11 protein-coding genes and 2 pseudogenes are annotated in these 12,254 nt (G+C 43.6%); 6 read left to right on the top strand and 7 right to left on the bottom strand.

The window, feature by feature from the left end:
• Together L5M10_RS03730 and L5M10_RS03725 are read right to left on the bottom strand one after the other, a co-directional pair.
• Positions 1-140, bottom strand: a pseudogene (locus tag L5M10_RS03730) (IS4 family transposase); the annotation flags it as partial.
• 102 nt (positions 141-242) lie between these two features.
• Positions 243-944, bottom strand: coding sequence for a porin (locus tag L5M10_RS03725; protein WP_263254852.1), 702 nt, complete (start codon positions 942-944; stop codon positions 243-245).
• A 241-nt stretch (positions 945-1,185) separates the two neighbouring features.
• On the opposite strand from L5M10_RS03725, the gene L5M10_RS03720 reads away from it, so the two are divergent.
• The gene (locus L5M10_RS03720; RefSeq protein WP_263254851.1) at positions 1,186-2,940 is read left to right on the top strand and encodes a flavocytochrome c; all 1,755 of its coding nucleotides are present in this window, start codon (positions 1,186-1,188) and stop codon (positions 2,938-2,940) included.
• 466 nt (positions 2,941-3,406) lie between these two features.
• Here L5M10_RS03720 and L5M10_RS03715 read toward each other — a convergent pair.
• Positions 3,407-3,745 (bottom strand): annotated as a pseudogene (locus L5M10_RS03715) (efflux RND transporter permease subunit); the annotation flags it as partial.
• A gap of 12 nt (positions 3,746-3,757) precedes the next feature.
• On the opposite strand from L5M10_RS03715, the gene L5M10_RS03710 reads away from it, so the two are divergent.
• The 3 genes from L5M10_RS03710 to trmY all read left to right on the top strand — a co-directional run bounded on the left by L5M10_RS03710 (position 3,758) and on the right by trmY (position 5,427).
• Complete coding sequence (locus L5M10_RS03710) at positions 3,758-3,946, top strand: hypothetical protein (RefSeq protein ID WP_263254855.1); 189 nt, start codon at positions 3,758-3,760, stop codon at positions 3,944-3,946.
• Between the two features lie 2 nt (positions 3,947-3,948).
• Positions 3,949-4,221, top strand: coding sequence for an ATP-binding protein (locus tag L5M10_RS03705; RefSeq protein ID WP_317630134.1), 273 nt, complete (start codon positions 3,949-3,951; stop codon positions 4,219-4,221).
• Positions 4,222-4,830: 609 nt separating this feature from the next.
• A complete protein-coding gene (gene trmY, locus L5M10_RS03700; protein WP_263254850.1) occupies positions 4,831-5,427 on the top strand; it encodes a tRNA (pseudouridine(54)-N(1))-methyltransferase TrmY in 597 nt (198 codons plus the stop codon).
• Between the two features lie 84 nt (positions 5,428-5,511).
• Here trmY and L5M10_RS03695 read toward each other — a convergent pair whose 3' ends face one another.
• Complete coding sequence (locus L5M10_RS03695) at positions 5,512-6,378, bottom strand: LysR family transcriptional regulator (protein WP_263254849.1); 867 nt, start codon at positions 6,376-6,378, stop codon at positions 5,512-5,514.
• Between the two features lie 117 nt (positions 6,379-6,495).
• Between L5M10_RS03695 and L5M10_RS03690 the strand changes: the two genes are divergently transcribed.
• Entirely contained in the window at positions 6,496-7,602 is a 1,107-nt protein-coding gene (locus tag L5M10_RS03690; protein ID WP_263254848.1) for an NADH:flavin oxidoreductase/NADH oxidase, read from the top strand.
• Between the two features lie 252 nt (positions 7,603-7,854).
• On the opposite strand, the gene L5M10_RS03685 is transcribed toward L5M10_RS03690, so the two are convergent.
• Both L5M10_RS03685 and L5M10_RS03680 read right to left on the bottom strand, forming a co-directional pair.
• Positions 7,855-9,642 (bottom strand): DUF3413 domain-containing protein, encoded by a 1,788-nt coding sequence (locus L5M10_RS03685; RefSeq protein WP_263254847.1) that lies wholly within the window; start codon positions 9,640-9,642, stop codon positions 7,855-7,857.
• A gap of 66 nt (positions 9,643-9,708) precedes the next feature.
• Positions 9,709-9,927 carry a YejL family protein gene (locus L5M10_RS03680; protein ID WP_011847036.1) on the bottom strand — a complete coding sequence of 73 codons (219 nt, stop codon included), beginning with the start codon at positions 9,925-9,927 and terminating at the stop codon, positions 9,709-9,711.
• Positions 9,928-10,004: 77 nt separating this feature from the next.
• Here L5M10_RS03680 and yejK point away from each other — a divergent pair, with 77 nt between their 5' ends.
• Positions 10,005-11,033, top strand: a complete 1,029-nt coding sequence (gene yejK, locus L5M10_RS03675) for a nucleoid-associated protein YejK (RefSeq protein WP_006081997.1) — start codon at positions 10,005-10,007, stop codon at positions 11,031-11,033.
• Positions 11,034-11,190: 157 nt separating this feature from the next.
• On the opposite strand, the gene L5M10_RS03670 is transcribed toward yejK, so the two are convergent.
• Positions 11,191-12,189, bottom strand: a complete 999-nt coding sequence (locus tag L5M10_RS03670) for a cytochrome-c peroxidase (RefSeq protein WP_263254846.1) — start codon at positions 12,187-12,189, stop codon at positions 11,191-11,193.
• Positions 12,190-12,254: the final 65 nt, after the last annotated feature.

Below are 12,254 nucleotides of genomic sequence, written 5' to 3'. Positions count from 1 at the left end.
TTTCGACCTAACTCAGTCAAGGTCAGTGTCTTACATTCAATCAGTGCCTTAGAGGCCAGCATCAAGCTGTTTAATCGTTTTAGGTGAAGTTCTGGGCAGTATTGGTGTAAAGAATGTTGTAGGATATTGGCTTCGCGCATCTTGTTGTCCAAGTGTAGTTTTTAGCGAAACCATTTGATCATGCAACAAGATGCGCTTCCACCCTAATTTGATGATTTATTTGTAAATCATCAGGGGATTCTTCAGTACATAGCCCCCAATTTTACGGATGAAATAGCAACACCACCCACCAGTCTTGTTGCCTCTAACTGGTTCAATCCATCAGCATAGGCTATTGAAATATAGTGACTATTCTTTTTAAGTGCAGCATCGCCTAGGGAAAAACTAATTGCATAATTGTTTTGTTTATCAGAAAGTTCTGGATTTTTTTGATTAAAATCCTTATCAAAAACATAACTAATACCCATAGTAACACCTGCGACCTTAGCGCTATTTAATGTTACCGAATCGCCTAATCTATCGTTACCTGCAATGATCATATTCATATCGCTTGAGGTAATATTAAATAAATCCACTTTACCTTCAGCACTTTTAAAAACGGTATCATTTCTTCCGAGAACAGCTGAACCATAGTTAGTTTTAAAACCTAAGTATGAGTTTCTCGGTTTGAAAATATTAGAATCATCGTTATCAAAGCTTTCTATCCCTGCTTCAAATTTATATAACAAGCTAAAATTATCATATACACTATACTCACCTTTAACGCCTAAATATGATGCATAATTTTCAAGGGAAAATCCATCAACTTTTTCGTTACCAGAAAGACCATTACTTGAGTTGGCCACACCAAGCCACAGTCTTCCATAAAAGTCTAGTGGCTCAGATAAAGCTGGAGTTGAACAAATTAAAATAAAACTAAAACCAATATATTTAGCATTTTTCATCGACATCACCTTTTTAGAATGTAAAAGTAATGCCATATTAGAGATTTAAGCAAACACATCTCCGCTTTAGATCACATCTAATCAACAAAAACATCGAGTTAAGCATAACTTAAAGTGTGTTAAGTTATATTTAATGATTTCAATTTATTGCTCTATATCACTATTTAAAAAAATTAAGAAACTATCATCACGCCAAATCTTACCAAAATAAAAACTGGAGAATTGCATGAGGATAAAATACTTGAGTATTATTGTCTGTTCGATTTTAACGGCGTCATCATGGGCTGCTGATAATAAAAATGATTTAGCATCATTCCATAAAGATGTTAATGGTTGTAAAACCTGCCATACAGCACCCAATAAAGTGAGCGATAGCGAGACATTTGAAAATAAACAATGTAAATCCTGCCATGGTGATTATGGAAAACTAGCAAATCCCAAACTAGAAATTGACCCACATTCTTCACACTTAGGTGATATTAATTGTACGTCTTGTCATAAAGGACATGAACAACCAAAGTTATATTGTAATGAATGTCATTCATTTAAAGGGCTCGACATGCCTTTTAATAAAGCAAAATCCAAAGAACCGTGGGACAAAGGTTGGGATAATGAAGCAATAAATAAAGCGATAGCTGCAGGTCCTAAAGAAACAACGGATGTGATTGTTGTTGGAGCTGGTAGTGCTGGATTTAATGCTGCGATTGCAGCTAAAAAGGCGGGGGCTAACGTTATATTGCTTGATAAAGCACCATTTAGTGGTGGTAACTCTATGCTCGCCGCTGGCGGGTATAATGCTGTGGGTACAGTTCAGCAAAAAGATCATAAAGTCGATGATAAAATCGAATGGTATGTCGAAGATACAATGAAAGGCGGTCGATATGCTAACGACCCTAAATTGGTACAAATATTAGCGGAGCAATCGGCTGATGGCATTAAATGGTTAGAATCTTTTGGCGCCAATATGGATGATTTAAAACGCTCTGGCGGCGCTAGAGTCGATAGAACACATCGTCCATCTGGTGGTTTAAGTGTTGGTCCACATATTATTGATGTACTAAAAAAAGCATCGGATAAAGAAGGGGTTGATACAAGACTCAACTCCAAAGTTGTTAAATTGGTTGTTGATGATGAACAAAAAATTGTGGGTGTTGTCATCCACGGTAAACACTCTGGTCACTATATGGTTGCAGCTAAGTCGGTTGTTTTAGCCACAGGTGGTTATGGGTTTAACAAAGAAATGATTGCTTTTTATCGCCCTACATTTAAAGGCATGACAAGTTCAAATAATATCACTTCAACTGGGGATGGTATTGAACTTGCTAAAGCAGTCGGTGCAAGTATGACTGATATTGATTGGATCCAGACACATCCAACAGTAGGAAAAGATAGCCGTATATTAATTTCAGAAACGGTTCGAGGTGTCGGGGCCATAATGGTTAATAAAGAAGGCAATCGCTTTATAAATGAATTAACGACTCGAGATAAAGCCTCTGATGCCATTCTAAAACAGCCTGAACAATATGCTTGGCTAGTATTTGATAATGAATTATATAAAAAAGCTAAAATGGTTCAGGGGTATGATCATTTAGAAATGCTTGAAAAGGCCAATACTGTTGCAGAGCTTGCAAAAATAACAGGAATGACACCAAGTGTTTTAGACAAAACTATCACAAACTACAACCATTATTTCAAACAGGGTAAAGATGAGGCATTTAACCGTGAGCAGATGCCGCTATCAATAGAAAAATCTCCTTATTATGCCGTAAAAGTTGCTCCTGGCATCCATCATACTATGGGGGGAGTTGCCATTGACACTAAAGCTGAAGTACTCGATATACAAAGCCAACCGCTCAAAGGTTTATTTGCGGCGGGAGAGGTGACTGGTGGTGTTCATGGGTATAATCGACTGGGGGGTAACGCTGTCGCTGATACTGTGATTTTCGGTAAAATCGCAGGGACAAATGCTGCCAAACATGCTCTAAATACAAAGTAACGCTAAATCAGTGAGAGACTCGTTATTGTCTCTCACAACATCTCAAGTTTTATTCATCGTAAATATTAGCAATAAAATTATTGCTTGAGTTAAAGTACTCCCCTGCTATTTTTTGAGAGGCTAATGTAGCCTCTCTTTTTTATTTGTCGGCAGAATTAGATTCGACGGATTTTGCTCACTTTTCGATGGCTTCATCTTTTTAGATAGCGCGGGAATATTGGCGAAATGTACTTACTCTTTCCATGAATCGAATAATACACTGTAGGCGAGTCCAGCATCGCACCATTTCTTAGAGAACCAATTACAGATTTGAACGTCGGAACCTTCAGCCGGATACGCAGTAACGATTACTATCACTGAACCTACATTTCCAGCGTTTAAAATTATTACACATATATTGATCAGCTTTAATGCTCAATAGGATTGTGTTGGTAGACTTTCCTACAGAGCATCAAAGCGGGTGAGGCTATTTGGCAGTATTATGCCGCGCAAGCCAGGCACTCAAGCGCTCTTGTGTGCCGATGACAAAGACAAAAAACGCCGGTACGAAGAATATTGCCAGCAAGGTACCACTGAGCATGCCACCGAATACGCCAGTACCGATTGCATGCTGAGTTTCGGCGCTGGCACCGCTCGCAAGCATTAAGGGTACCACTCCGATAGTAAATGCCAATGAGGTCATCAGAATTGGCCGTAGACGCAGGCGTGCTGCGGTCACTGCAGCATCTATCAGCGTATGGTCCTCGGCATGCAATTGGCGGGCGAACTCGACGATGAGGATAGCATTTTTTGCCGATAGGCCGAGGTGGTGGCTAGGGTGCAGGCGGTACTGCGACGCGCCCGCACTAACACGCTCATAAATACCCAAATGTTGCGCGTTGGTCCGTTCCAAATCGACTTAGACCGTCACGAGGCTAGCGTAATCTGTAACGGTCAGCAGGAGGCACTGGATCTGACCTTGACCGAGTTCAAAATACGCGCCAGCATGCAGAATCTGGCACTTTGACTGTGCGACTCTACTGCTCGGGGGCAAGTTGTTATCTAACCGTAGAAGATGAAGGCCCTGGTATTCCTGATGAAGCAGACAGCTACGTATTCGAAGCATTTCGCCGAGTTGATCCGTCTCGCTCTCGAAAAAGTGGTGGCAGTGGACTCGGTCTCGCAGTGGTTAAGACAATTGCTGAAGCTCACGGCTGCCACGTGGTTTGCCAGCCATCGGGTCGTGGAGGAACAATATTCGTTCTTTCTTGGCCAGTTAAAGCTGGTTTAGGACCTCCTTAACTATGTCCTGGTGATTCCTGCACGTACGGTCATCACGCCAGAGCACATTGCTGAATCGGGAAAATGCAGGGATTGTAGGTATTCCCTAGATCCCTTTGCTTGTTATCCGATATTGATTACAACTAATGGGATGTTATTTTGTTTGAATACGCTCAATTTGTTGTACTTGTAACCTTGATATCGCATTTGCGTGTAAGTGTACATAAATTGTTGAGGTAATTAAAACGTGCAAAATTACATGATTTATGTTTAAATTTAGCAGGTTATGATTAAACGGTTCACTGTTATAAAGTGTCAGGGGGCGGAGGTTCGAATCTTCTCATACCGACCAAATTAGATGCTTAATTGTTAGTTTGTTTTAATCATTAAAATAACCAGCAGTTAAGTTAAACAAAACCCCGTGTTAGCATTGCTATACGGGTTTTGTTTTTTATACCTTTTCGCTGCCCATATGATTAACGCTGCTTGCGACTAAGGTTCAAGTTCGAGTGATTAGGCTGGCTTTGGCACAGCAAAAGGCAAAAATTTTTAAGGCGAAATCGTCAATTTCACAAATTATATGCATCCGCCATTTAGCATTTAAGACATTATTGAGTAGGACATTTACCTATGCGCGCGTTTGTTTTACGAGCAAGATCAGCCCCTACTGACAGTCAGTTGTTTTTAGCTTCTGTCGGCCAAGAGGCGCATACCGAGATTTTAGCTCATACCCTGATGAACACTATCTTTGTGGCTCAGTCCCATCGAAACGATGTTGTCGTTTATTTGGTGCTAGAAAGTACCCATGATTTTTCCCGCACTATTTGCTTCGATACTCGAAATATTTTCCATATTGGTGGTTTTCACGAGCAAGCTTTGCTCACTAAAATTGCCAAAGCCTTAGATATTTCTCGGGGCATGACGAAGGAGCAAACCCGTGTTGTTGACGAGGGCATCAGTGTTAGCACTATCAGTTTTGAAAAGCTGGTACAGGACCTCGCGGTGGATTATCAATTGTTTATGATGGATAAGAAGGGTACATCAATCCGTGAGCAAGAATTTGTGGGTAATCCGTGCTTTTTACTGACCGATCATATTCCTATGCCGAAGAAAAGTTTTAATACCTTGAAACGACTCGGTGCGCAAAAGATCAGCTTAGGGCCAAAGATGCTGTTTGCTTCTCAGTGCGTGGTATTGATCCATAATGAATTGGATATCAATCAATAGCCTCTGAGTCTTATGTATCCGTTGCTAACGCTGACTATTCCTGTGCGGCAACTTGTGTGCGGAACCCCATTTTTAAATGGGGTTTTATATTTTCCCCTTTAAAAATGTAATCGCTTTTTGGGCTCTGCGTGACAAGGGCCATTCCGCACGGTGGATAAGCCAAATGGTGTCTACAACTTGGCTGCCACATTCCACAACATAGATATCTTCTTGTCGTTCAAAGGCTTTGCGGGCGTATTGCGGGATGACTGTAAATCCTAGCCCTTTTGCGACAGGCTCGAGAATAAGGCTTATTTGGTTGGTAAATCCTTTGCAGGGGATCTCTTGAATGCCGGGGTGAGTTGGATATTTACGGCTAAGCAGTCGAGTCGCCATGGCCTCACCATCGGGATGGGAGATAAACCCTAGCCGTTGTAAATCAGCCCATTCATGTTGTTTATGGCTTGCAGGTACCACAAGTTCAAGCGGCTCTTCGGTAAAATGTGTGCTGTGAATACGAGGATCGGAAGGTTTTAAGGTTACCATGCCGATTTCATGTTCATTGGCCAACACTGAGGCAACTATTTCACTATCAGGTGCAAAACGGTGGCGAATGCTTAACGCCGGAAAGGCTTGTTGTAATTCGATTAATAATGGAAAAAGCGTTAAACCAATGCTACCTGGAGTGATAAGGCTAATATCACCGGCATTGGCGTCATCATGGATAAGTTTCTGTTGTAGGCGTTTCTGCGCGCATTCAACTTCTTTAACGTAGGTCAGCAGGTTTTCCCCTATGGGAGTGATTTCAAGCTGGCGGGTGCGGCGTAAAAACAGTATGCCGTAGGTTTCTTCTAAGCGACTGATATGCTGGCTCACAGCCGCTTGGGTGATACCTATAGCTTCGGCGGTGCGGGTGAAATTCCCTTTCTCGACTAGCACGCTAAAGGTGTGTAACCACTGTGGATTTGTCATAATAAAAATTTATCAAATCTATAATCTGTATGTGCTTTTAATTATGGCACGATAAGGCTAGTCTGTCGTCATTCAGTATTCAAATACCTTTTGATCTTAATAGACACAGGAAACACCATGGCCGATCTATTTTCATCCTTCAAACTTAAAGACATCACACTCAAAAACCGTATTGCCGTTGCACCCATGTGCCAATACCAAGCCACTGATGGACTTATCAACGACTGGCATCAGGTGCATTACACTGGCCTTGCCCGTGGCGGAGCGGGTCTTGTTGTGGTTGAAGCCACTGCGGTTTCTCCTGAAGGCCGTATCACCCCCAAATGCCTTGGGTTATGGAATGACGAACAAGCACAAGGCTTAGCAAAAGTGGCTAGTGCGATTAAAAATGCGGGTGCTGTTGCAGGCATTCAGATTGGTCATGCAGGCCGTAAAGCGAGTGCCAATATCCCGTGGGAAGGGGATGACCATATTGCCGATGATGATGCGCGAGGTTGGCAACCGATTGCACCATCAGCCGTCGCCTTTGGGGCAAATTTACCTAAAGTGCCTACCGCTATGACAATTGAAGATATTGAGCGGGTTAAAGCCGACTTTGTGGCGGCGGCAAAGCGTGCTTTAGCGGCAGGATTTGAATGGTTAGAACTGCATTTCGCCCACGGTTATTTAGCCCAAAGCTTCTTTTCAACCTATGCTAATCAACGCACCGACCAATACGGTGGCAGTGCGGAAGGACGCGGACGCTTTTTGTTAGAAACCATTGCCGCGGTAAGAGACGTTTGGCCATCGCATTTACCCTTAACGGCGCGATTTGGCGTGATTGAATTCGACCATAAAGATGAAGAAACACTGACGGAATCGATAACCTTGGTGAAGCAATTTAAGCAAGCGGGGCTCGATATGTTAAACGTCAGCATTTGCTTCTCGACCCCAACGGCAAATATTCCATGGAGTCCTGCATTTTTGGCGCCTATTGCAGCGCGGGTTCGTCAAGAAGTGGGGTTCCCCGTTGCGACTTCTTGGGGTATGGATGATCCACATCAAGCCAATGCGGCCATTGAAGATGAACAAATGGATTTAGTGATGATAGGTAAAGCGTTTTTAGCGAATCCACATTGGCCGTATCAAGCGGCGCAAACCTTGACAATTGCGCGCCCATCTTGGGTATTACCCGCTTCTTACGCCCATTGGTTAGCACGTTACGCCACGGTTAAAGCCGATTGATTGCAGAGTGACTTGAGTTGATTTAAGCCTTAAAAAGCCGTTATCTAAAGATAGCGGCTTTTGGCTTTAGTGGCAGCTAAGGTCCATCATTAGAGACTAGCTACAAGAAACTAGCTTAGCTACAAGAGACTAGTCACGCAGCCCCTCACAGTTAAATCCAAGCTTCGTGCATTTCGTATTCATCCAGTCGCCAGATAATAAAAAAAGCCCCAATCCTGTAGGAATAGGGCTTTTTTACTAATATGATGAAGCTCAGTGGTTATAGAAACGTCGACCTTCACGCATCACTTCAATTAATTCAGGTGCGCTCATTTTTTTATTGAGCCTATGTTCATAGTTTTCATCGTAAATACGATATTTACCGTGGCGGTCAATCACTGTCACTTCTGCTTCTTGATAGATAGCAAAAATACGGCTATCACCTATATAGATCCACGTTTCTTTGTCAGGTTGTAATAGGCTGCGGCCAGCGCTGTAATCTGTCGTGTTATTGGTGCAACCTAGCACGTGGGTCATTAAAGTCGGCGCAATGCCGTAATGGCTGGTGCGGTATTTGACCTTAGAAGCGCCAGTATTCGGCCAGTGGATCACTAATGGCACTTTGACACTCTGTGGTGACAGGTTGCGATTAGCTTCATCACTATTGCTGGTGAACATTTTGCCATTGACCCCAGTGATAATCACTAAGGTGTCGTTGGACACATTGGCCAGCATCGCCTTGAGTTGTTGATCGACAAAATACAGAGATTGGCGATATTGATTAAACAGTACTTTTTGCGCTGGCATCAGGTCGGTATTGGCTTTCACTGTTTCGATACCCAGAAAACCCACGGGAGTATCAAAATTTTCTGGCGCTTTTAAGTTAACGAGCGCAAACCAAGGTTTATGTTTAATGCTGTGCCACTCGTTAAAACTGGCCACTGTGTGCAAATCGGCATCGGCACTGCCATTGGTTTCTTTGGCTATGACAGGATTAAAGTCATTAAACATCGCCTGTGATGAACGCAAATTGAGATTGGTTTCAGGGAGGAAAAGCCCCAATTCATAGCCTGCTTGTTGAAAACTTCTGGTCAGTAAAGGACTGGTGCTATTAAAAATTCGCGCATCGCCATAACTGCCTTGCAGGCCATAGAGTAGTGAAAACATGCCCGTTCTAAATTGGTTGCCGCCGCTGAAATGCTGGGTAAAAGATTGATTATTTTCAGTGTATTGTTGTAGGAATGGCATGCTTTTACCATCGACCATATCCGCCCGCAAACTGTCGATGGTAATCATCAACACGTTAATTTTCGTGTCGGCCTGGCAGGTGAGTGGCTGCTCTGGATAGCTGAGTACACTGGTGTTGTGATTGACGTCATCGCCTTGGTATGAACCATCGATACCGTGACTTTCCATAAAGGAGCGAGCAGTCGCGGGATAAGATAAAGGATAAGTATCGTCGAAACGGGTAATTTCTGTGATATCGGCGGCATCGGCCCAAATGTGGATCAAGTGGCTGCTGATAAAACAGATACACACTAAGGTGATAACTTTATTGCCTAAATTGAGTTTTTGGATCTTCTCTATGCGTTTCCACAAAAAATTGGCCATGGTCAGTTCAATGGCGATGATGGCCAACGGGGTGACGATATAAGAAGTACCACGGAGCAGGGCATTGAGATCCGCCCAAGCTAAATCGAAGGCGAAGGGGCTCAAGTGCATGCCGTAATCGGCGTAAACAATGGTATCGTACAATAAGATACAAAGACTTAGTGTCGCGATCACCGCCGCGACACCTCTTAATATCTTTGAATAGGGCAATATCAAGGTTAGTGGAAATAGGCAGATCAAATAGGCGATAAAGGCGAGAAAGCTAAACTGACCAATAGTGCTGACGCTCAGATAAAACCAGCCATACCAAGTTTCTGGATAACCTACGCTGCCAAGGTATCGGCTTCCGACTATCATGGCTAATAAGCCATTGAAGAAGGCGAACCAATGCCCCCAGTTGATGAGCCGGGAAACCCGATCGCGGCTCATTTGCTTTTTTCGCTCGACCATAGTGATCCGCTTATTCCTAAAAGGCCTTGTATCTTATATTCTTTTGATGATTATTACCCAGTTAACTTACTGGGATTTAACCGATTGTGCGAGTGCTTTTGCAAATTGTTCGGCCACGGCTTGGCGCGATTCGCTGGGCACTTTACGTTCTAGCAGGTTAGTCACGCAGTTACCCAATGCCATCAGGCTCAGGTCAGTCGGTGCTTTATGCTTTTCTAACACAGCCAATATTTCGGCGATTAATGATTCAACTTGGGTGTTTGAGTATTTCGATTGGATTGCCATAATCAAAAAATGTTTCACTTTGGAATGGATTAGCGGCATATAATAGCGGATTTATCCCAGTATCACTATCAGGGCTTATGAGTATTAACATCGAACACGCAATTATTCACGAGATTTCTCAGGACAGTCAGGGGCAATTACGCTGCCGTTTACGTCCTCAACCTCTGCTGAACGGTCAGGCGGTCGAGGTGATGCTCGACGAGTTGCATCAGACATATACGGGAAAGGCCGGTAAAGGTTTTGGCTATTTTGGTATCCATGGTGACGACGGTGAGGCGAACCCCGCCTTTGCCAATGCGCTAACTCAATACCGTGGCGGTGATTTAGGGTTTGTGGAGTTTTCCGGTCAAGCCAGTAAATTACTGCAAGAAGAATTGTCAAAGTACGACTTCAGTCAAGGCGGTTTCCTGTTGATGTCTTGCTATACCAGCATCACCAGCGATTATTTGTTTGTGGCTTTATTAAGTGCGAAGTCGTCAATGACAGTATTAGACGATATGGAACTGTCGCAAAATAACCATTTGGATTTAAATAACATCCAACTCGCGGCGCGTATCGATTTAACTGAGTGGCAAGCCGATAAGGATTCTCGCAAGTACATCTCCTTTATCCGTGGCCGTGCGGGACGTAAAGTCGCCGACTTTTTCCTCGACTTTATGGGCTGCGTAGAAGGCGTCAACACTAAGGCGCAAAACAAAACCTTAATGAATGCGGTTGAAGATTTTGTTGCCAGTAGTGAGTTGACGAAAGACGAGCGTCAGCAGTGCCGTAATAAAGTGTTTGAATACTGTAGTGAGCGTTTCGATGAAGGCGCTGACATTGAGATCAAAGACTTGGCCGATGAGTTAGCCGATCAAGGTATGGACTCCTTCTATGATTTTGCCCGTGGCGGCAGTTATGATCTCGATGAAGAGTTTCCGGCCGATAAATCGACCCTGCGCCAATTGAAGAAGTTTTCTGGTACAGGTGGCGGCGTAACGTTAAGTTTTGATGGCGGCCACTTAGGTCAACGGGTGATTTACGATCCCATCTCGGACACGATTTTAATCAAAGGTGTGCCAGCAAACTTAAAAGATCAGCTTGATCGTCGTCTTAAAGGCGAATAGCACTTAATTCATCCATCGTTTTTTAAGCGAACGAATAACCAAAGGCCGAGAGTTTTACTCTCGGCCTTTTTGCAGTGCTAAGTCGCGCTGACTTAGTGTCTATGCTAAGTGAGTACAGCTAAGTGAGTACTTCTTAGTCAGTGACTCGTTGCCTATGTTAGTTATTGGAACTAAATGGCACAGGACGTGGCGTATCTTTATTCGATGGTGGCAAAATAGGTAGCGTGATTTGCGGCTGATCGCCCGTTAAGGACTCAAGGAAGGCGACCATTTCTTTCACTTCTTGGTCAGAGAGTTTTTGCCCTAATTGAATGTCTGCCATGGTATTCACCGCCTCTTCCAAGGTCCAGACGCTGCCATCATGGAAGTAGGGATAGGTGAGTTCAATATTGCGTAGTGTCGGCACTTTAAACACATATTTATCAGCTTCTTTACCAGTGACGCCCTTACGACCTTCTGCTGGGTTATTGGTGTGGAACGGTTTGATGAGTCCCATTTTCATATACATGGTGCCACCGACAGCGGGGCCGTTATGGCAACTCACGCAACCTTTATCCTTGAAGAGTTGGTAACCCGCTTTGGCATTCGCGCTGATGGCATCTTGCTTGCCCAGAAGATATTGATCGAAGGGGCTATTAGGGGTGACTAAGGTTTTTTCAAAGGTGGCAATCGCATCGGTTAAACGGTCAATTGTGACTTTTTCATCGCCATAGACCTTGGCGAAGTGTGCTCGGTAGGCGGGCATAGAGGCGATAGTTTCAGTTGCGAGTTCATGGGTAAAGCCCATCTCTTTCGGGTTGGCGATAGGGCCCGCGGCTTGTTCTTTCAAATCACTGGCACGACCGTCCCAAAATTGAGCCAGCATAAAGTCGGCATTAAGCACTGTGGGCGAGTTAATTGGGCCTTCCTGCCAATGATGACCAATGGACGTTGGCAGAGCATCGACACCACCAGTGGATAAATTATGGCAAGAGTTACAAGAGATAAAGCCAGATTTAGACAGTCTGGGTTCGAAGAATAGCATTTTACCTAATTCAACTTTTTCAGGTTCGGTGATCTTGGCTGCTGTAATGACTTCGATGGGTTCTGCACTGATAGCATGGATACTGGCTAACATACCTGCGATGAAAATGGCGATAGATGTAAGTTTGGTCATCTTATTTCTCCCTGTATAACCTTGGTTTTTGTATGGTTTAACAGGGATGCTAGCGGTTAATAATG

The organism is Shewanella sp. SM32 (assembly GCF_025654235.1).
GTDB classification, from domain to species: Bacteria; Pseudomonadota; Gammaproteobacteria; order Enterobacterales; family Shewanellaceae; genus Shewanella; species Shewanella oncorhynchi.
The sequence above is the reverse complement of the archived record's forward strand: the minus strand, read 5'-3'. Positions and strand labels throughout refer to the sequence as shown.

Coding starts and splice junctions, on each gene's coding strand:
- L5M10_RS03725 (WP_263254852.1), bottom strand. CDS start 944: ATGAAAAATGCTAAATATATTGGTTTTAGTTTTATTTTAATTTGTTCA.
- trmY (WP_263254850.1), top strand. CDS start 4,831: ATGCGCGCGTTTGTTTTACGAGCAAGATCAGCCCCTACTGACAGTCAG.
- L5M10_RS03695 (WP_263254849.1), bottom strand. CDS start 6,378: ATGACAAATCCACAGTGGTTACACACCTTTAGCGTGCTAGTCGAGAAA.
- L5M10_RS03690 (WP_263254848.1), top strand. CDS start 6,496: ATGGCCGATCTATTTTCATCCTTCAAACTTAAAGACATCACACTCAAA.
- L5M10_RS03685 (WP_263254847.1), bottom strand. CDS start 9,642: ATGGTCGAGCGAAAAAAGCAAATGAGCCGCGATCGGGTTTCCCGGCTC.
- L5M10_RS03680 (WP_011847036.1), bottom strand. CDS start 9,927: ATGGCAATCCAATCGAAATACTCAAACACCCAAGTTGAATCATTAATC.
- yejK (WP_006081997.1), top strand. CDS start 10,005: ATGAGTATTAACATCGAACACGCAATTATTCACGAGATTTCTCAGGAC.
- L5M10_RS03670 (WP_263254846.1), bottom strand. CDS start 12,189: ATGACCAAACTTACATCTATCGCCATTTTCATCGCAGGTATGTTAGCC.